Source organism: Mycobacterium gordonae (genome assembly GCF_002101675.1).
Taxonomy (GTDB): domain Bacteria; phylum Actinomycetota; class Actinomycetes; order Mycobacteriales; family Mycobacteriaceae; genus Mycobacterium; species Mycobacterium gordonae.
The window spans coordinates 1-19,647 of record NZ_LQOY01000238.1 but is presented as its reverse complement, the minus strand read 5'-3'; the positions used below and the strand labels follow the sequence as shown (position 1 = coordinate 19,647).

At 67.8% G+C, this 19,647-nt stretch carries 15 protein-coding genes; 7 read left to right on the top strand and 8 right to left on the bottom strand.

The annotated features are described in order from the left end of the window. The first annotated feature begins 19 nt into the window (after positions 1 to 19). From aspS to AWC08_RS30310, 4 genes are all read left to right on the top strand, one after another. Positions 20 to 1,858 carry an aspartate--tRNA ligase gene (gene aspS, locus AWC08_RS30325; protein ID WP_142283914.1) on the top strand — a complete coding sequence of 613 codons (1,839 nt, stop codon included), beginning with the start codon at positions 20 to 22 and terminating at the stop codon, positions 1,856 to 1,858. Between the two features lie 49 nt (positions 1,859 to 1,907). Next, positions 1,908 to 2,339: a nitroreductase family deazaflavin-dependent oxidoreductase gene (locus AWC08_RS30320; RefSeq protein WP_065134017.1), complete on the top strand. Its 432-nt coding sequence runs from the start codon at positions 1,908 to 1,910 to the stop codon at positions 2,337 to 2,339. A gap of 88 nt (positions 2,340 to 2,427) precedes the next feature. Next, entirely contained in the window at positions 2,428 to 3,504 is a 1,077-nt protein-coding gene (locus AWC08_RS30315; RefSeq protein ID WP_065134002.1) for an FUSC family protein, read from the top strand. A 52-nt stretch (positions 3,505 to 3,556) separates the two neighbouring features. Further along, positions 3,557 to 4,609, top strand: coding sequence for an FUSC family protein (locus tag AWC08_RS30310; RefSeq protein WP_065134001.1), 1,053 nt, complete (start codon positions 3,557 to 3,559; stop codon positions 4,607 to 4,609). Positions 4,610 to 4,612: 3 nt separating this feature from the next. On the opposite strand, the gene AWC08_RS30305 is transcribed toward AWC08_RS30310, so the two are convergent. Further along, positions 4,613 to 5,002: an MmcQ/YjbR family DNA-binding protein gene (locus AWC08_RS30305; protein WP_065134000.1), complete on the bottom strand. Its 390-nt coding sequence runs from the start codon at positions 5,000 to 5,002 to the stop codon at positions 4,613 to 4,615. A gap of 86 nt (positions 5,003 to 5,088) precedes the next feature. On the opposite strand from AWC08_RS30305, the gene AWC08_RS30300 reads away from it, so the two are divergent. Then, positions 5,089 to 6,135 carry an FUSC family protein gene (locus AWC08_RS30300; protein ID WP_065133999.1) on the top strand — a complete coding sequence of 349 codons (1,047 nt, stop codon included), beginning with the start codon at positions 5,089 to 5,091 and terminating at the stop codon, positions 6,133 to 6,135. Between the two features lies 1 nt (position 6,136). On the opposite strand, the gene AWC08_RS30295 is transcribed toward AWC08_RS30300, so the two are convergent. Next, complete coding sequence (locus tag AWC08_RS30295) at positions 6,137 to 7,384, bottom strand: esterase/lipase family protein (RefSeq protein WP_065133998.1); 1,248 nt, start codon at positions 7,382 to 7,384, stop codon at positions 6,137 to 6,139. Between the two features lie 127 nt (positions 7,385 to 7,511). Between AWC08_RS30295 and AWC08_RS30290 the strand changes: the two genes are divergently transcribed. Together AWC08_RS30290 and AWC08_RS30285 are read left to right on the top strand one after the other, a co-directional pair. Further along, the gene (locus tag AWC08_RS30290; RefSeq protein ID WP_142283913.1) at positions 7,512 to 8,468 is read left to right on the top strand and encodes a transglutaminase family protein; all 957 of its coding nucleotides are present in this window, start codon (positions 7,512 to 7,514) and stop codon (positions 8,466 to 8,468) included. Further along, on the top strand, positions 8,461 to 9,504 hold the full coding sequence (locus AWC08_RS30285; protein ID WP_065134016.1) for a zinc-binding metallopeptidase family protein: 1,044 nt from the start codon (positions 8,461 to 8,463) through the stop codon (positions 9,502 to 9,504). The genes AWC08_RS30290 and AWC08_RS30285 overlap by 8 nt, the downstream gene beginning before the upstream one ends. Positions 9,505 to 9,573: 69 nt before the next feature. Here the strand turns inward: AWC08_RS30285 and AWC08_RS30280 are convergent, their stop codons facing one another. From AWC08_RS30280 to AWC08_RS36880, 6 genes are all read right to left on the bottom strand, one after another. Next, positions 9,574 to 10,176, bottom strand: a complete 603-nt coding sequence (locus AWC08_RS30280; protein ID WP_065133996.1) for an NUDIX domain-containing protein — start codon at positions 10,174 to 10,176, stop codon at positions 9,574 to 9,576. Beyond that, positions 10,173 to 11,675, bottom strand: a complete 1,503-nt coding sequence (locus AWC08_RS30275; RefSeq protein ID WP_065133995.1) for a nicotinate phosphoribosyltransferase — start codon at positions 11,673 to 11,675, stop codon at positions 10,173 to 10,175. The genes AWC08_RS30280 and AWC08_RS30275 overlap by 4 nt, the downstream gene beginning before the upstream one ends. Continuing rightward, on the bottom strand, positions 11,672 to 12,547 hold the full coding sequence (locus AWC08_RS30270) for a ribose-phosphate pyrophosphokinase (RefSeq protein ID WP_065133994.1): 876 nt from the start codon (positions 12,545 to 12,547) through the stop codon (positions 11,672 to 11,674). Before AWC08_RS30270 ends, AWC08_RS30275 begins: the two co-directional genes overlap by 4 nt. 136 nt (positions 12,548 to 12,683) lie before the next feature. Then, positions 12,684 to 15,341 (bottom strand): circularly permuted type 2 ATP-grasp protein, encoded by a 2,658-nt coding sequence (locus AWC08_RS30265; RefSeq protein WP_065133993.1) that lies wholly within the window; start codon positions 15,339 to 15,341, stop codon positions 12,684 to 12,686. Then, complete coding sequence (locus AWC08_RS30260; protein WP_065133992.1) at positions 15,341 to 18,658, bottom strand: transglutaminase family protein; 3,318 nt, start codon at positions 18,656 to 18,658, stop codon at positions 15,341 to 15,343. The genes AWC08_RS30265 and AWC08_RS30260 overlap by 1 nt, the downstream gene beginning before the upstream one ends. Positions 18,659 to 18,789: 131 nt before the next feature. Further along, a partial coding sequence (locus tag AWC08_RS36880) for a DUF2189 domain-containing protein (RefSeq protein WP_085088665.1) occupies positions 18,790 to 19,647 on the bottom strand: 858 nt, incomplete at its 5' end.

Genomic DNA, 19,647 nt, shown 5'->3' with positions numbered 1-19,647 from the left:
AGCAAAAGTACCGGGTGAAATGGGCGATCGAACCCGCCCTCTAGACTGGGCAGTCAATCTCAGCCGGTGTAAAGGAGTATTTGTGCTGCGCAGCCACGCCGCGGGATCGCTTCGGGACGGCGATGCCGGGCAGCAGGTGACCCTGGCCGGGTGGGTGGCCCGCCGCCGAGACCACGGCGGCGTCATCTTCATCGACCTGCGCGACGCTTCGGGCGTGGCCCAGGTGGTGTTCCGGGAGTCTGAGGTGCTGGCCCAGGCGCACCGGTTGCGCTCGGAGTTCTGCATCGCGGTCACCGGCGTCGTCGAGATCCGCCCGGAGGGCAACGCCAACCCCGACATCGCCACCGGCGATATCGAGGTCAACGCCACCACGCTGACGGTGCTGGGCGAATCCGCGCCGCTGCCCTTCCAGCTCGACGAGCCGGCGGGGGAGGAACTGCGGCTGAAGTATCGCTACCTGGATCTGCGGCGAGACGGCCCGGCCGCGGCAATCCGGTTGCGCTCCAAGGTCAATGCCGCGGCCCGCGAGGTGCTGGCGCACCACGATTTCGTGGAGATCGAGACGCCGACCATCACCCGTTCGACGCCGGAAGGCGCACGCGACTTCCTGGTGCCCGCGCGCCTGCACCCCGGGTCGTTCTATGCGCTGCCGCAGAGCCCGCAGCTGTTCAAGCAGCTGCTGATGGTGGCCGGGATGGAGCGCTACTACCAGATCGCGCGCTGTTATCGCGACGAAGATTTCCGCGCCGACCGCCAGCCCGAATTCACCCAGCTCGACATGGAGCTCAGCTTCGTCGACGTCGAGGACGTCATCGCGGTCTCCGAGGAGATCCTTAGCGCGCTGTGGGCGCTGATCGGCTACCAGATTCCGACACCCATCCCGCGGATGACGTACGCCGATGCGATGCGCCGGTTCGGCTCCGACAAGCCCGACCTGCGGTTCGGCCTGGAGTTGGTCGAGTGCGCAGAGTTCTTCAAAGACACCACCTTCCGGGTATTCCAGGCGCCCTACGTCGGCGCCGTCGTGATGCCGGGCGGTGCCTCCCAACCGCGCCGCACGCTGGACGGCTGGCAGGAGTGGGCCAAGCAGCGTGGCCACCGCGGGCTGGCCTACGTACTGGTCGCCGAGGACGGGACGCTGGGTGGTCCGGTGGCAAAGAACCTGTCCGACGCCGAACGCGACGGCCTGGCCGCCCACGTCGGCGCCGGCCCAGGGGACTGCATTTTCTTCTCCGCCGGACCGGTGAAGACGTCGCGGGCGCTGCTGGGCGCGGCGCGCATCGAGATCGCGCACCGGCTAGGCCTGATCGACCCGGAATCCTGGGAGTTCGTCTGGATCGTCGACCCGCCATTGTTCGAGCCCGCCGAGGATGCCACCGCTTCGGGTGACGTGGCGGTGGGTGCGGGGGCGTGGACGGCTGTGCACCACGCGTTCACCTCGCCCAAACGCGAATACGAGGACAGCATCGAAGCCGACCCGGGCGCCGTGCTCGCCGATGCCTACGACATCGTCTGCAACGGCAACGAGATCGGTGGCGGCTCTATTCGTATCCACCGGCGCGACATTCAGGAACGGGTGTTCGCGGTGATGGGTCTGGACCAGGCCGAGGCCGCGGAGAAATTCGGATTCCTGTTGGAGGCGTTCACCTTTGGCGCTCCGCCGCACGGCGGGATCGCGTTCGGATGGGACCGGATCAACGCGCTGCTCTCCCGCGTCGACTCGATTCGGGAGGTGATCGCGTTCCCCAAGACCGGCGGGGGCGTCGACCCGCTCACCGACGCGCCGGCGCCGATCACGGCCCAGCAGCGCAAGGAGTCCGGAATAGATTTCAAACCCAAGCCGGTTGGGAGTGCATGAAAGCCTCGGCGACGATGCAGAGCGCAGCGATGAGGAGGAGCGGCGCAAGATGACTGAGATCCCCGACACCGAATCGCTCAAGGCGTTCAACAACAGCATCGTCGAGGAGTTCCGGTCCAACGGCGGGAAGGTCGGCGGCCAATTCGCCAATGCCGATCTGCTGTTGCTCACCACCACCGGCGCCAAGTCGGGGCAGCCCCGTATCTCCCCCCTGGCGTACTTCACCATTGACGGCAAGCTGATCATCATCGGGTCGTTCGCCGGGGCGCCGGTCAGCCCGGCTTGGGTGCACAACCTGAGGGCTGACCCGGCCGCGCACGTCGAGATCGGCACCGAGGCTTTCGACGTCACCGCACACGAGCTCGACCGCGCCGAGCGTGACGCCATTTTCGCCCAGATCGCTGCCGCCGCACCAGGTTTCGCCGAGTACCAGGCAAAGACCAGCCGAGTCATCCCGCTGTTCGAGTTGCGGCGCGTCTAGCTGGTCGACGCGGGCTGTCAGAGCACGAAAAGGCCTCTTCGAGGCCGCGCTACCACGCTGCGGACCCGCCGTGCGGTAGTAAAGCGGCATGACCGTTTCGCTGGCTGCCAGAACTGTCATGCATGTACGTGCGGCGCTGCGGCGGTTGCGGTCCGTGCTGTGGCCGATCGCTCAGACCGCAGTCGCCTCCGGCCTGGCTTGGTTTCTGGCGCACGACGTCGTCGGCCACCGCCAGCCGTTCTTCGCACCGATCGCCGCGGCGGTGTGCCTCTCGGCGAGCGACGTACTGCGCACCCAGCGTGCCGTACAGATGATCATCGGAGTCACCTTCGGGATCGCCCTGGGCGCGGCCGTGCAAACCGTGCTGGGTGCTGGCCCGGCCGCGATTGCGGTCGCAGTGCTGATATCGCTGAGCGGCGCGGTGTTGATCGGGCAGGGATACATCGCGCAGGGGCTGATGTTCTTCAACCAGATCACCGTCTCGGCGACCCTGGTCATCGCCGTCTCGCGCAGCGGTGACGTGCTGGAGCGTCTTGCGGACACCCTGATCGGGGGTGGCCTGGCCATCGTTTTCGCCGCCCTCTTGTTCCCGGGAAATCCGCTGAAAGTCCTGCACAGAGCACGCTCCGAGGTGCTCTCGGCCGTCAGCGACGTCTTCGTCCACACCGCGCAGGTCATCGACGGCGCCGCGCCGCCGGGATGGCAGTTGACGGATTTCGATCGCGTCAACCAGCTTCAGGGCATGCTCATCCAGGCGCGCATCTCCGCCCGGCAGACCCTGTTGGCGCCGCGGCGATGGAAGGTGCGTGAGCGGGCTCATCGCGCCGAACTGCAGACCGTCCGCGTCGCCGTACTCGCCGGATCGGCGCTGCACCTGGCTCGTGTCGTCGCAGCGTTCGACGTGAGCCGGTTGCCGTCGGCCCTGCTGCCAGCGATCGCCGACCTTGCCGCCGCAGCGGCCCGTGCCGATGCGGAACCGGCAGCGGCGGCCACGCACACGTCCGCCGCCCGGGGTGCCGCCGCCGCGCTGGATTCCGTGCTGGGCGACAAAGCCGACTCGGTACTGGCCGAAGCCGTGCAGACTTGCGTCGACGACCTCCAACAGGTGGTTGACCTCGCATTGGACGCCGAACCCGCGCCGGGACAGCGGGCCGCGCGCGCCTGACGCTGTGACCGGCGGATTAGACCGCCATGACCCGGGGGATTAGATAGGCGTCATGAGCACTTCGCTAGGCACCAGGGCGGCAGCCGGCGGCCGAGAGGCCGCCGAACGGCTGCGCGTCGCCTTGTGGCCGATCATGCAGACAGCGGCGGCCGCGGGTCTCGCGTGGTACCTCACCCACGACGTGCTGGCCCACCCGCAGCCGTTCTTCGCGCCGATCTCCGCCGTCGTGTGTATGTCGGCGACCAACGTGCTGCGCGCCCGGCGGGCCGCGCAGATGATCGTGGGCGTCGCGCTCGGCATCGTCGTCGGCGGTGTGGTGGAGGCATTCCTGGGCAGCGGTTGGCCCGCCTTCACCGTGGCGGTGTTCCTCGCACTCGGTTTTGCGGTGCTGTTCGGCAGGGGCTTCATCGGGCAAGGCCTGATGTTCGTCAATCAGACCGGTGTGTCCGCGATCCTGGTGCTGGTCTTCGCCCACAGCGCAGGATTGGTGGCGGAGCGACTCTTCGACGCGCTGATCGGTGGTGGCCTGGCCTTCGTGTTCAGCATCCTGCTGTTCCCGGCCAACCCGGTGACGGTGCTCACCGCTGCGCGCGCGAGCGTGCTGGCGGCCCTGCACGACACCCTCGTCCAGATCGCGCTGGTCATCAACGATCCCGAACAAGCCGATCCGGAGTGGCCGCTGACCTGTGTCGACCGGTTGCACAACCAGTTGGGTGGGCTCATCGAGGCGCGCAGCACGGCCCGCTTGATCGTCCGCAGGGCGCCGTTGCGCGCCGCGATGCGCGACACCATCGCGGCCGTCGACCACCACGCCGCCCGACTTGGTCTGCTCGCCAGCACCGTGTTGCAGCTGGCCAGGACCATCACCCTGCCCGTCGAGGATTCGATGGCCGGACCATTGCATGCCGCGGTCGGCGAACTGGCCCAGGCGGTGTCGGCCGCCGATACGGACCCGGCGGCGGCATGCGCACATCTGGATGCGGCCCGTGGTCAAGCCGGTGGTCTGGAATCCGCGGCGCGCGACCGAGCGGAGGTCGTGCTCGCCGAGATTGTCCGGACCTGTGTGGGGGACCTTCAGGAAGTCATCGACTGTCCCGGCTGGTGACCGTCACCGAGAATCCGCCAGAAACTCCTTGACGAGCTGCTTCGGCGCCTGCGCCAGCCAGGCTTCGGTGATCAACTCCCGCAGCTCACCGATCCCGATCTCGCGCAGTTTGACCAGCACCGCCGGGTAACCGTCGAAATGTGGGGTGGTGAAATACACGTCCGGCGCGTTGGCCACCAGCGCGAACTTCACCCCCTCGTCAGGTACCCGCACGCCGAGAATGTCACCCGGCGGCGGCTGCACCCCCTTGCGGGCCAGCGCCTCGACGTCGGATTTGCGCAGCGGTCGCTCCCACGCCACCAACTTCTTGCCCACCCGCCAGTCGTGCGGTGACTGCTCGGTGGTCAATGGCAGCTCACCGACGATGCGGGCCACGTCGTCCCAGGTGGCCACGATTCGATTGTGCGCTTCAAATGCCCAGTTCGGCGCGTTATTCGAAATTGCCCGAGTGGAGCTGCGCCCTGCGGTAACTAACCGTCATGAGCACTTCGTTGCTGGCCAGAGCGTCACATACCGGTGTCTCGTCGGTACGACGGCTGCGTTCGGTCCTCTGGCCCATCACTCAGACGTCCGTTGCGGCCGGTCTTGCGTGGTACATCGCCCACCGATTGCTCGGTGAGCCGGAACCGATCTTCGCGCCGCTGACGGCGGTGGTGAGCCTGTCGGCGACCAGCATGGTGCGTGCGCGCCGCGCCGGGCAGATGATCGTCGGTGTGGCGCTGGGCATCCTGCTCGGTGATCAAGTGGTGGGATGGCTGGGCGTCCGGGCAATCGCGATCGCCCTCGCGGTCCTGTTCTCGCTGTCGGTGGCGGTGCTGATCGGGCGGGGGTTCTTCGCGCAAGGGGTGACCTTCTTCAACCAAACCGCCTCCGCCGCAGTACTTGTCGTCGTGTTCGCCCACCAGGGCAGCGTGGTGAACGAGCGGATCATCGACGTGATGATCGGTGGTGGCCTGGCCCTGGTGTTCAGCATGCTGCTGTTTCCGGCCAACCCGGTCACGGTGCTCAGCAACGCCCGGGCCGGCGTGTTGGCGGCGCTGCACGACATCCTCACCCAGGTCGTCGATGCCATGCGCAACCCCGACGGTCTCGACACCGACTGGCAGTTGCCGGCGTTCGACCAACTGCACCATCAGCTGGGCAGACTGATCGAGGCGCGCAGCACCGCACGGATGGTGACGCAGCGGTCACCGCGACGATGGTCGGCGCGCGGCATCATCCGCGACGCCGATCGGCAGGCCGCGAAACTGGGTCTCCTTGCGGCGTGCGTGCTGCACCTGGCCCGCGCGGCCACGCCCGTGCTTGCGGGGTGGAATCCGCCGGCCCTGCAGGACGCCGTCATCGACCTCGCGGCAGGGATCGCACTCACCGACGCCGATCCACGAGCTGCGACCGTGCACGCGGTGGCCGCTCGGCACTACGTGTCGCGTCTGCACGCGGCGGCCGCCTCCACGAGTCAGACGGTGCTCGTCGCCCTCGTCGAGTCCTGCATCGACGACCTGCAGCAGGTGATTCCGGCCGCTTGACCTAGCCCACCGATTCCGGCAGCGTCACGGCCGGCGCATGACCGAGCCACGCCAATAACTTGTCGTAGATCGAGGGGTGGTTGAGCAGGTCGAAGTGGTTGAGGCCGGTGAGGGTGAGGCCATGGGCGGTCTCGAACGGAACCTTTCGTGATCGGCCGAGGCCGGCCGCGCTCTTGGGGCGCACCAGATGGTCGCCCATGAGCAGGCCGACGGCCCGAGGGGCGGCGGTGGTGGAGACGAAGTGGTAGACCGCGTGCGGCAGGAAGGGCACCTCCTGGCAGCGGTCGCGCAGGAACTCGTCGGGGTCGCAGTCGCGCCAGTCTTCATCGAGCAGTGCACCGAATCGCAAATCCTTGACCCCGGCGCTGCGGGTATTGAGAAACGCCGCCAAGCCCCGCGTTTCGGGCAATTTGGCCAGCGCCCACGCCGCGATGTTGACACCTTTTTCCAGGTCGGCGCCCAGGTGCGGGGAGCCCAGACACACCACGTGCCGAACCGCGTCCGCCCAGGCGTGTTCCTGGTCACGTCCGTAGTGGCAGGCGCTGCGCGACACCAGCCCACCCATCGAGTGGCCGACCAGCACGACGTCTTCGACGGCCGCCGGCCACAACTCGTGCAGCCGGTTGAGCACGTCGGCCAGCGCCTGGCCGTTGTGCGAGATGTGCTGGCCGCTGTTATAACGCAGGTATACCGGGGTGTACCCGAGGTCCTTGCGCAGGCGCTTGCCGTAAGGGCGCAGCTCCTCTCCGGTGCGCGGAGCGCGCCACCACGAACGTTCCGTCATGCACCAGCCGTGCACGAAGACCGCGATCCGGCCGGTGGCCCGGGGAAACGCCTCCGCGATCGAGTCCGCGGTCAGCTCGACGGGATGCCCCCTGCGCCGGACCTGCATCGACAGCGCGAAGCCGTTCTCCCGATTCGTCATCTCGTCGCCGTAAATGCCGTTGACCGCGGCGATGGCACCGGCGACCCGCGGGCGCGCCTGGACGGTCTCGTGGTCGTCGTTGCTCACGGTGTGCGCCGCCAGCGCCCCCGCGCCGTACAGGGAACCCCGCACCGCGCCGTCGACCAGGCGGTACACCGTCGAGGCAGTGGTGTCGTGAATCACCCGGACCGGTTTCGCCGCGGGACCTATCGAGGTGAAAACCCGGCTCGCGATACCGTGATGCACGTCGCGGACCAGGGTGGTCAGTACCCGGGTGCCTTCGCCCGCAAGGTCGGCCAGCGACTTGATTTCGTGTCCCTGCACGTACCAGCTCCTTTCTGCCGTCGGTTCAGAGTTCCCGTTTGAAGCGGGACTAGACCTGGAGTACAGACTGTCAGCATGTGGGGTGAGCTACGCTTGCCGCCACCCGCCGACAGGGAGGTTCGTCTTGCTGTCCGAAGAGCCGTCGCAGGAGTTCAACGGCTGGTCGGCCCCGCAGGCCGCGAAACGCTACCGCGTCACGCACCGCACGGAGTACCGCTATTCCGACGTGGTGACCAGCTCGTACGGGCGCGGGTTCCTCACTCCGCGTGACTCATTGCGCCAGCGCTGCCTGGCGCATGAGCTGATCATCGACCCGGCCCCGGCCGACAGCTCCACCAGCCGTGACACCTACGGCAACATCAGCTCCTATTTCCATGTCACAGAGCCGCACCGCGCCCTGACCATCGTCAGTGACTCGATCGTCGACGTCGCGCCGCAGGCGGCCGGCATCTACAGCACCGGACCGGCACTGCGACCATGGGAGGAAGCGCGGCCCAGCGGTGCGCACGGGGCCCTGGCGAGTGACTTCGCGCTGGACCTGACACCGCCCGAGATCACCGACGAGGTCCGCGAGTACGCGGCACCCAGCTTCGAGCCCGGACGCCCACTGGTTGAGGTGCTACGCGACCTCGCGTCCCGCATCTTCCGTGACTTCACCTACCGGTCGGGGTCTACCACGGTATCTACGCGGGTGAATGAGGTTCTTTCGGCTCGGGAAGGGGTATGCCAGGACTTCGCGCGGTTGGCGATCGCCTGCCTGCGCGCCCATGGTTTGGCGGCCTGCTACGTGTCCGGTTATCTGGCCACCGACCCACCCCCTGGAAAGGATCGAATGATAGGCATTGACGCCACCCACGCCTGGGCGTCGGTGTGGACGCCGCAGCAGCCGGGTCAGTTCGAGTGGTTGGGCCTTGATCCCACCAACGACCAACTGGTTGACCAGCGTTACATCGTGGTCGGGCGCGGGCGCGACTACGCGGACGTGCCGCCGTTGCGCGGCATCATCTATACCAATTCAGAACGCAGCGTCATCGACGTCGGTGTCGACGTTGTCCCGTTCGAAGGGGATGCGCTTCATGCGTGACTTCCACTGCCCCAACTGCGGCCAGCGCCTTGCGTTCGAGAACTCCGAGTGCCTGTCCTGCCACAGCTCGCTGGGGTTCTCCCTGAACCAGATGGCACTGCTGGTGATCGCCAAGCGCGACGAAGACAGTGAACACGCCGGCGCGGTGGCGGCCAACGAGTATCAGCTGTGCGCCAATCTCTATGTTGCCGAATGCAATTGGCTGGTTCCGGTGGGCCATCCGGGTGGGCTGTGTGAGTCGTGCACGCTGACCATCGAGCGGCCCAACGACAACGACACCGTCGGGCTGGCGGAGTTCGCCCGCGCCGAGGCGGCCAAGCGGCGACTCGTCGCCGAGTTGCACGAGCTGAACCTGCCGATCATCGGGCGCAACCAGGATCCCGCTTACGGGCTGGCCTTCCGCTTGCTGTCCAGTGCGCACGAAAACGTGATGACCGGCCACGAAAACGGGGTTATCACACTGGATCTGGCCGAGGGTGACGATGTGCACCGCGAGCAGCTGCGGGTCGAGATGGAGGAGCCGTACCGCACTCTGCTCGGTCACTTCCGCCACGAGGTCGGGCACTACTACTTCTACCGGCTGATCCGCTCGCCTGAGTATTTGCGGCGTTTCAACGAGTTGTTCGGCGACCCCGACGCCGACTACCAGGCGGCGCTGGACCGTCACTACAGCCAGGGTGCGCCGCAGGGTTGGCAGGAGACGTTCGTCTCGTCGTACGCGACCATGCATCCGGCCGAGGACTGGGCCGAGACGTTCGCGCACTATCTCCATATCAGGGATACGCTGGACACCTCGGCGTCCTGCGGGCTGGCCCCGGCGGCTGCGACCTTCGACCGGCCGCCCTTGGGGCCCAGCGCTTTTCCCACCATCATCGAAATGTGGCTGCCGTTGTCGTGGTCGCTGAACATGGTCAACCGGTCGATGGGGCACGACGACCTGTATCCGTTCGTGCTGCCGCCGGCGGTGCTGGACAAGATGCAGTTCGTGCACACCGTGATCGAAGAGGTGACGGCGCAGCTGCAAGCGGCCAGCTGAAGGGGCGAGCAGACACAAAAACCCCGTGGAGCGTCCGCTCCCGGGGGTTTTTGTGTCTGCTCGCGCGGGCTAGGCCCGGTGGTAGACGCGGGCAGGCCGGCCCGATCCGGCGGCCTTGCGATAGCGGTCGGTCCGGACGTAGAGGGGGGAACGGTCCAGGCGGGCTCGTGCGGCCGTGTCGGTGATCTCCGTGCACGCGCGCAGTAACGAATAAGCCTCCACGAACGTCGTTTCCGGGCCGAGCAGGGCGTAGGTGGTGCTCGCATCGGCCAGCAGCCGCTCGCCGATCCGTATCAGTGCGGCGTGCGCAATCTCGCTGTGCTGGAACGGCATCGCGTCGGGAATCTCACAGACCGCAACCGTTCCTGGTGTCCCGGAAGGGACGCGCGCCGCCACGACGATGGACACCGTATGGCCGCGTTCGTCGCGTGTCGGGTCACTGACCACGTCGACGATCGCGACGCCGCTGGTCACCCGCGCGCCTGCCTTCTGCTGCACGATTCTCCTGGCCGCCTGCTCGACGGTCTCACCGTGTTCGGCGTCGAGCAGCCCCCCCGGCAAAGTGGTCGCTCCCCGGTGCGGGGTGCCCGCGCGCCGGATGAGAACGATGCGAGGCACCGGCTCGTCTTCGGTGAGCGCCACCACGTCGACGCTGAGCCAGGTTCGCGTCATGTGCCGGCCCACTGATCGCGGATCGCGCTCTGGCGGCGCAGGTTGGCGCGCACCGCGGCGAAGGACTGGGTTCGCAGCAGCTGGCCGTCTTCGAAGACGGTCCGCAGCTCGTCGTCGGGGTCGTGTTCGGCGTGCTCGATCAGGTAGGGGCGGCCGTCGGCGCGGCGGCGCACGGCCAGGCGCCCGGTGGCCGACTTCTTGGAGCCGTCGTCGGTGATCGGGTCTTTGAGTATGTCGCGGCCCTGACCGTCGACCTGGACCCAGGTGGCTTTGACGGCCATCTTGAACGTGTCGCGGGTCTGATACTGGTAGGTGTAGGACCCGAACCCGAAAACCACTGCGGTGGAGGCAAATCCCTGATCCATCAGGTTGCGGGTGATGGAGTCGGCGCGTTCGTAGGTGATCGAATCGCCGTAGATCGCGCCCACGTGCGCGTCGAGTTCGCGAAACCCTTTGCCGTTGACGACCGTTCCGAACGTCTCTGCGAGCAGCCGCACCACCCCCTTGTGTTCGGGTGTGCCCACCGATGCGTCGGGGTCACCGCACAGGATCAGCTCCGGGTCGCCGGAGTCGGGCCTGATGACGAGCTTGCCGCTGCGCGACTTGATCTCATCGGCACGGGCGGGCAGGTACTCGGTGAGCACTCGCCACAGGTTCCAGGTGTCGGAGACGACAGACAGCGTGCCGCACGGGTACAGCGCAAGCAGGCGATCGAAGGTCTGCAGCTCGCCGTCCCGCCCACCGGCACACATCACCGAGTGCTCGGTGGCGGGAACACTGGCGCCGATCAGCTCGCCGTCGCTTCCCGGGTAGTACTGCTGGATGTAGCGGATCGCGGGCAGCGTATCGGTTCCGGTGAAGCTGATCAGGTGGCCCGCTCCCGATGCGGCCGCGGCTTCGGTGCCGGACATGCCGCGGTAGGCGAACTCGTGGCCCTGAAATTTCACCGCGTCCTCGTCGCCGGACAACGCCGCCCGCTCGTCGAGCAGTGCGCGGTTGCGCCAGGCCAGGGTGGCGCTGGTGATGGGCTGCCACAGCTGTGCGGACAGCTCAGTCTCGAGATAGTTTGTCAGCCAATAGAATCGGGGGTCGGTGTTCTCGACCGTCAGATAGGGCACCCGCAGCGGGATCAGCGTCCCCTCTTCGACCGCCCGCACCCGCAGCGGCAGGTAGCCCAGTGCGTGCAGCTCCCGGAAGTGTTCGGCGCCAATATCATTGGGGCCGAGTAGGGCCGTCACGAACTCCTCATACCCGGTCAGAACCGCATCGAGTTCGTCGGGGTCGAGGTCGAAGAACACCTGCCAGCGCTGCCGCAGTTGCTGGAGGTAAGCCTGCAGCCCGAAGAATACGGTGGCATCGATGTCGGCAAGTCGGGTGCCGCGTGCGGTCAGGTTCGAATAGACGAACTCGGTGCCTTTCGGATACTGGCGGCGGTGGTCGAGTTTGTAGGCGTCGGTGGACAACAGGGTGTCCAGTGCGCGGTTCTGCCTGTCGTTCATGCCTGTGTCCCTTCAGGATTGGCGAGGATGCGGCGCACTGTCTGCGTGACGTAGGGAGTCAGATCCGTGGTCTGGATGTGGTGGCCGCGGGCGCTAGACAGTGAGTCCGTGGTGTAGACGCACTGGTATCCGGCCAGCGCGTCGCGGGAGTGTCCGGGACCGGTGAACCCGCCGTGCGTCACCCACAGGTCCAGCGAGACCTGTGCTGGTATCGCTTGCCGGAGCAGCGCAAAAGTGCCTCCGCCGTCGCAGATGTCGTCCATCACCAGAAAGCGGCCGCTCAGCACGCCGTCGGGGGCGGTGTACCCCTTGAGTTTCCCGGTGGCCTGGTCGCGTGACTTGGCGGCGATGAACACCGGCAGTCCGAGTTTGCCGGCGGCCAGCGCGGCGCGGCCTTTCGATCCGGCATCCGGCCCGATCACCCCCTGATAGGGGCCGCGGTCGCGGACGGCGTCACTGACGATCGTTGCCAGGTCGAGTTCCCAGCGGCCGATGGCCGGGTTCGCAGCGCTCATCGCGTCGAGCCACACCGGGGAGTGCGGGTCGACGGTGATGATGTCGGTGATGCCCGACAGCGCTGCCAACCGGGCGTTCGTGCGCGCGGGGCTGGGCGTGTCCTTGTCGCCCCGGGCACTCGGCAGGTACGGCATCACCAGTACCCGGCGGGCGGCGCCGCCGGTCAGGGATGCCCAGTTGAACACGACGGACCAGTCCGGGCATGGCGTGTGAACCCACAGCCCCTGAACGCCGGGGGAGAGGTCGGTGCCGGTGGTGCGCCGCACGGTCACATCGCCCATCGGGTAGGCGAACACTTCAATCGGCTCGGGTGCCAGCGCACCGCCCTCGAGGGTGAAGAACTCGTATTCGTTCATGAGGCCACCGTAGCACGCATTTCTCACAAATTGTGAGAAATATCGGGCAGGTCGCGCCGAGTGGCGCGAGCAGACGCGAAAGCACCCTTGGAGCAAGCGCTCCAAGGGGCTTTCGCGTCTGCTCGCGCAGGAAAAGCTACGCGGGCATCACGCGGCGCTCGTCGGGTCCGCCCCACAGGGGCTGCATGCCGCCGGGCAGGGCCAGCTGCGTCGCGGTGATCACGTCCGAGAGGTCCCGTAGCGCGGTATGCACGACACCGAGCAGCTCGGCCAATTCCTCCCGGCTGTCGTCGGTAATCTCTTCCAGCTCAACGGGATCTGAACGGCGCAGGCGCGCGCTGATCTCGTCGACGATCCTTTCCGGGCGCGACGATCCCGTCGAACTGGGCAGGTTCTTCAGATTGGTGCGCAGCCGCTCCAATTGGAACTGCAGCGACCGCGGGTTCTGTGCGTCGAACAGCATCAGGTCGGTCACCGCGGCGATGCTGATCTTGCCCAGCGTGCGCCGCCGGTAGATCACCGAGGACTCGCAGGCCTCCAGCATCGCCTCCACGACGGACTGTTCGGCGACGGTGCCGCGCACCGCGGTCAGGGTGTCGGCCAGCAACGCGGTCAGCCACAGGCCCCGTTCGATGCGCTTGCCGATGTCCATCATCGTCCAGCCGACGTCGTGCACCATCGACTCGCCGGCCACCCCGGACAGCGTGAGCATGCCGGCCAGCGCCTGCGACTGCGCCGAAGCCAGCAATGCGTCGGCCTCGGCCAGCGACTGCGGCGGGTCAGACCGCAGTCCCACCGCACGCTCCACGTTAGCCAGCACCATCCAGGTGTCGTTGGACAACTGGTCGCGCACCGCCCGCGCGCACAGGGCCAGCCCTTCCACCGATTGGATCAGCGACCCGGGCCGGTCCAGATCCACGGTCATCGACCACAGCATCGAGGGCGCCACCGCGATCATCTCCGCCTTGTCGGATTCGCCGTCGTTGGTTGCCCCGGTGTCGGTCCCGGTGATCTCGCCCAGCGCGGCCATCAGGACCGGCACGCATTCGCTTTCTTCGGTGTCCTGATGGTGGCGGTAGACGTGATAGCGCTCCCGCGCCACGATCAGCAACCGGGCCATGTTCTCCGCGCGCTCGCCGTAGCGTCCCATCCAGAACAGGTCGGAGAGCACCCGCGGCGAACTCACCGCGAAGGTGCCCGCACCGGTCTTCACCGGCGGCCGGGCCGACGGCAGCGTGATCGTCTCGGCGATCGCCCGTTCCGTCGGGCGCACCCAGATATCTTTGGCGGCAACGGTTTTCAGGGTATAGGCGTCCGGTCCGGGTGCCACCACGTAGCCCAGACCGCCGATCATCGGCGCGTAACCGCTGCGTTGGGCGACGGTGAACAACCGCATCCCCACCCCGGCCGAGGACAACACCCCTGCGTGGTCGGTGGGTGCCGAGGAGAAGGTGGGCAATTCCTGGCCGGCCCACCGCCAGGGCGCGGCCTCGATCTGCGCCGCCACCTCGGCCAGTTGAGTCGACGAAAGCGTCGGTCCGACAAGGGTTTCCCCGCCGTCAGTGGGTTTGATCAACAGCGACGACAGGTTGGCCAGCAGGTGGGACAATTCACTGGGAAGTCCGCCCCAGTAGACCGGCGCGGTGGGCAGCAGCGGCTCTTCTCCGAGCAGGCGCTCGGCCATCTCCGGTAGAAAGCGCAGCAGCCCAGGGCTTTCCAGAATGCCGCTGCCCAGCGTGTTGACCACCGTCACCGTCCCGCGGTGCAGCGCCTCGACCAGACCGACCACGCCGAGCCGGGAGTCCGCCCGCAGATCCAACGGGTCCGCGTACAGGGCGTCGACACGGCGCAATACGACGTCGACCCGTTTGAGGGTGCCCAGCGAACGCATCCAGAGCTTGCCGTCGCGCACCACCAGATCGGCGCTCTCCACCAACGGAAAACCCAGCAGGGTCGCCAGGTACGCCTGGTCGAACGCCGTCTCGGAGTAGATGCCCGGGCTGAGCACCACCACCACCGGGTCCTGCACCACGTCGGGTGCGGCGTCGATAAGCCCGAGCCGCAGTGCCTGTGCGAACGGCGTGGTCGGGCGTGGGGCGATGCGCTCGTAGAGGTCGGGTATCGCATGCGCCAGTACCCGCCGGTCAGCCAGCGCGTAGCCGGCGCCCGAGGGGGCCTGCGTCCAGTCGGCGTTGACCTGGAAGCCGCCGTTCGGCAACCGGCTCAGATCACAACCGTGCATGAACAACTGGTGATGACCGGGCACCTTGATTCCGTTGGCGGGCCGCACGTAACCGGGGTGGGCGAACACCAACTGGGCCGGCAGCACACCCTCGGTCAGCAGGCTGCGCGGCCCGTACAAATCGGCGAGCACCGCATCCAGCAGCCGCGAGCGCTGCACCAGCCCGGCTTCCAGCAGCGCCCAGTCGGCCGCCGACACCACCAGCGGCAGGGTGTCCAGGCTCCAGGGCCCCGGTTCGGGGCCGTGACCGGCGGCGGGCGGCCCCTCGCGTGTCGGGTCGGTGCCCGTGTAGGTGATGCCGTCGTGGTCGATGAGGCTGTGCACCACCGACCGCATCCGGTCCAGCCCCACCCGGCCGCCCTGGGAGATGGTGTCGGCCAGCTCCGTCCAGGTGGCGCGTACGTCGCCGTCGGAGTCGACGAATTCGTCGTAACCGCCGCCGGGACCGTCACGCAGGTCGAACAGCGCTTCCTGGGCGCGCGCGGTCCGGTAACCGGCCAGCAGGCGGTCGACGTCGTAGCGGTCACCGACCGAGAAATCTGGGAGCGCCATTACTGCTGCACGGTACGCACGCGCCGCAGGTCAAGGATGCCCGGCGCGCCGATGTCGGTGAAGAATCGCGCCTGCTTCTCCCGCAGCCCGGCGAGGTCGAACTTGCCGGGGGTGAACCCGGCCGCTTCGAAGCGGCGGGCGCGGCGCGACTCGGCCTCGACGGCGTTGACGGGTGGCTCGTCGTAGGCGCGTCCGCCCGGATGGGCGACGTGGTAGGTGCAGCCCCCGCGCGAGGTTCCGGTGGTCAGGTCGATGAGTTCGAATTGCAGCGGCACATCGGTGGAGATCGTCGGGTGCAGCGCGCTGGGCGGCTGCCACGCCTTGAACCGCACACCGCCGACGTGGATGTCGGGGTTGTCGGTGGCCAGCAGCGGCACGGGGTAGCCGTTGCAGGTCACGGCATAGCGATGCCGGTCGGCGCCGATGACGCGGACCTGGACGCGTTCGACCGACGAGTCGACGTAGCGTGCGGTTCCGGTGGCGGTCGACTCCTCACCCAGGGTGTTCCACGGTTCGATGGCGCCGCGCAGCTCGATCTCCACGCCGTCGAAGACGGCGGTGCCGATGCGCGGGAACCGGAATTCGGTGAACGGGTCCAGCCAGCTGGTCTCGAACCCGATGCCCTGGGCGCGCAGATCGGCCGCCACATCGGCGATGTCGTGAATGAGGAAGTGCGGCAACAGGTATCGCCCGTGCAAGTTGGCGCCGTGCCGGATCAGCGGGGCGCGCAGCGGCTGTTCCCAGAACCACGCCACCAGCGAACGCACCAGCAGCGACTGCACCATCGCCATCCGCAGATGCGGCGGCATTTCGAAGCCGCGCAGTTCCAGCAGTCCAAGCCGGCCCCGGGCGCCCTCGGGGCTGTAGAGCTTGTCGATGCAGAACTCGGCGCGGTGGGTGTTGCCGGTGATGTCGGTGAGCAGATGGCGCAGGGCGCGGTCGGTCACCCACGGCTTCGCGGCCCCGCCGGCACTCAGACGCGCGATCTCGGCGAACGCGATCTCCAGTTCGTAGAGCGCCTCGGCGCGGCCCTCGTCCACCCGGGGCGCCTGCGAGGTGGTGCCGATGAACCGCCCGGCGAACAGATACGACAGCGACGGGTGTCGCTGCCAGTAGGTCAGCAGCGACACCAACAGGTCCGGGCGGCGCAGCAGCGGGGAATCCGCGGGAGTGACGCCGCCCAGGGTGATGTGGTTGCCGCCGCCGGTGCCGCCGTGGGTGCCATCGATGTCGAACGATTCGGTGGACAACCGGGCCAGCCGGGCCTGGGCGTAGAGGGTCTCCAGTTGCTGGCGCTGCTCGTCGAAGCTGGCGGTAGGTGCGACGTTGACCTCGATGACGCCCGGGTCCGGGGTGATCGTGGTCGAGGTCAGGCGGGGATCCGGCGGCGGGCCGTATCCCTCGATCACCACCGGGGTGTCGACCTTGGCGACTGCGGTCTCGATGCGCGCGATCAGGTCGACGAAATCTTCCAGCGCCTCGGTGGGCGGCATGAACACATACAGCAGTCCGTCGCGCACCTCGGCGACCAGCGCCGTCGTCGGGGCGTCGTGTGGTTCCACGAGCACCGCCTGGTCGGGTGCGGCCGGGGGCAGCGGGTCGCGGATCACCACCGGATCGACGTCGAACGACGCCGGCGGCGGGCTCCAGCTGATCGAGTTCAGCGGCAACCGCAGACCTGCCGGCGAATCACCCTCGGTCAGCACCAGCCGACCCCTTCGCAGCCGCCAGTCGGCGCTTGCCCAACCGCTGCCGTCGTCGCGTCGGTGCAGCGGCAGCACGAAGGCCGACGGATCGGTGACCGGCTGATCCAGGCGCGCCAGCAACTCCGAGCGCCGCGCGTCCCCGTCGTCGGCCAGGTCGTCGTCGGGGGCCACCGCATCGCCCGCGGGCAACCGCACTGCCGCGGCCAGCCGGGCCAGCGGGTCCTCGAAGGCCGGGCGCACCTGGGACAGCGGCAGCCCGAGGCCCTCGGCGATCCCCGTCAGGACGTCGCGGGCGGTGTCGATCTCCACCGGATCGCCCTCGACTGACCCCCACGGATCGGCCAGCAACGCCTCGTTGGTCCATACCGGGCGCCCGTCGGTGCGCCAGTAAAGCCCGATCTGCCAGCGCGGCAACGGTTCCCCCGGGTACCACTTGCCCTGGTTGCGCTGCACCAGGCCCTGCGGCGCCCATTGCGCCTTCAACCGGGCGGCCAGATCCGAGGCCAGCTTCCGCTTGTGCGGGCCGTCGGCGGCGGTGCGCCACTCCGGGTCGACCTGGTTGTCCACCGACACGAACGTCGGCTCACCGCCGATGGTGAGCCGGACGTCGCCGGCCGCCAGCCGCTCGTCGACGTGATGGCCCACCGCGCAGATCTTGTCCCACGCGTCGTCGGAGTAGGGCAGGGTGACCCGGGGGTCTTCATGGACGCGGGTGACGGTGTTGGAGAACTCCATCACCGAGTTGCACGGTTCGGTGCTTCCGGTGATGGGCGCCGCGGAGGCCGGGTGCGGTGTGGCCGCCAGCGGAATGTGTCCCTCGCCGGCGAACAGCCCTGATGTCGGGTCCAGTCCGATCCAGCCGGCGCCCGGGATGTACACCTCGGTCCAGGCATGCAGGTCGGTGAAATCGGCGACGGGCCCGGACGGCCCGTCCAGCGCTTCGATGTCGGAGGCCAATTGCACCAGGTAGCCCGAGACGAACCGGGCGGCCAGCCCGAGCTGGCGCAGGATCGACACCAGCAGCCACGCCGAGTCGCGGCACGAGCCGACTCCGCTGCGCAGGGTGTAGTCCGGGGTCTGGACGCCGGGTTCCATCCGCAGGCTGTAGGTGACGTCGACGTTGATCGCCCGGTTCAGCGCGACGAGGAAGTCGATGGTGCGCGTGCCCGCGGGTACCGAGAAGTTCCGCACCCAGGCCTGCGCCAGGTCGCCGGGGCCGGAGCCCTCGCCGTCCTCGTCGACGGGGCGCAGGTACGGCTCCAGGTCGTCGGCCAGCGCTTTGGGGTACAGCGATCTGTCGGACTGCCACGTCTCGGCCCAGTCCTCGATGAAGAAATCGAATGGGTTGATCACCTTGAGGTCGGCGATGAGGCCGACCGTGATGGTCATCTCGCGGGTGGGCTTGGGAAACACCAACCGGGCCAGGAAATTGCCCAGGGCGTCCTGCTGCCAGTTGATGAAGTGCTCGGCCGGTTCGACGCGCAGCGAATAGGCCTCGATCGGCGTGCGCGAATGCGGCGCCGGGCGTAGCCGCACCACATGGGGATAGACGTGGACCAGCTTGTCAAAGGTGTAACTGGTGCGGTGCTCCAGCGCAACTTTGATGCTCATAACCGCTGATCCCATCACAAGAAACAGCCGCCCGCAGCGCGCGCCGGTGATGGCTTGCGTTGCGGGCGGCTGTCATTCGGTTGTGTGGCCGCTGCTGTGAACGGCCTGTTTCGGTTGCTTTACCGCTGGTGTCAGCTGTACTGCCGGGGCGGCGGGTACTGCCCGGGCGGCGGCCCCGGCGGGTACTGGCCGGCCGGGGCGGCCTGCTCGACCTCGGCGACCTGACCGCCGGTCAGCTTGCGGTAGGTGTAGATCTGCACCAGCGCGGCGACGGGCGCGCCCACCACCAGGCCGATGTAGCAGGCGATCTGGCCGACGGCCACCGCCGCGTACTGCACCAGCCAGGACAACGCGCTGGGCCCGAGGTTGGCGCGCACGGTCGCGATGCTGGCCTTGATGGCCTCGATCGGCGACAGGTTCTTGTCGACGACGTAGGGCACGGCGAACTGGGTGAAGAAGGCGATCGCCAACGGCCCGACGATGGTGCAGGACAAAACCGACGAAGCGAGCACGATCAGCAGGGTGGTGAGCAGCACTTTCACCACGTTGCGTGGCTTGAAGAAGGTCGCCATGCTGACGGGCCGGCCGTCGGCGAGGTCAAGGCTGGCCGTGGTGAGGCCGGCCTGCAGGAAGGCCGCAACAACGAGCGCAGCGAGAATGCCGACGGTCATGATGAGCCAGCTGATCAAGCCGAAGCTGGTACTCGACGTCTCGTAACTTACGCCGTATCCGTAATCCGTGGTCGTCGTCGTGGTCTCGGAGGTCGCGAACGCGATGCCGAGCGGGATCCCGATAACGGCGGCCAGGATCAGGAAGTAGATCGCGACCGGTGCGGCCAACGCGACGGCGTTGTTCTTGAACTTCCCCCACGACCAGTTGAAGGCATCGCCGACGCTGAACGGCTGGCCGCCGGGGGCACCACCCAGCCCTGACTGGGGCGGATAACCCTGCGGCGGGGGGCCGTAACCCGGCGGTGGCGGGGGAGGAGG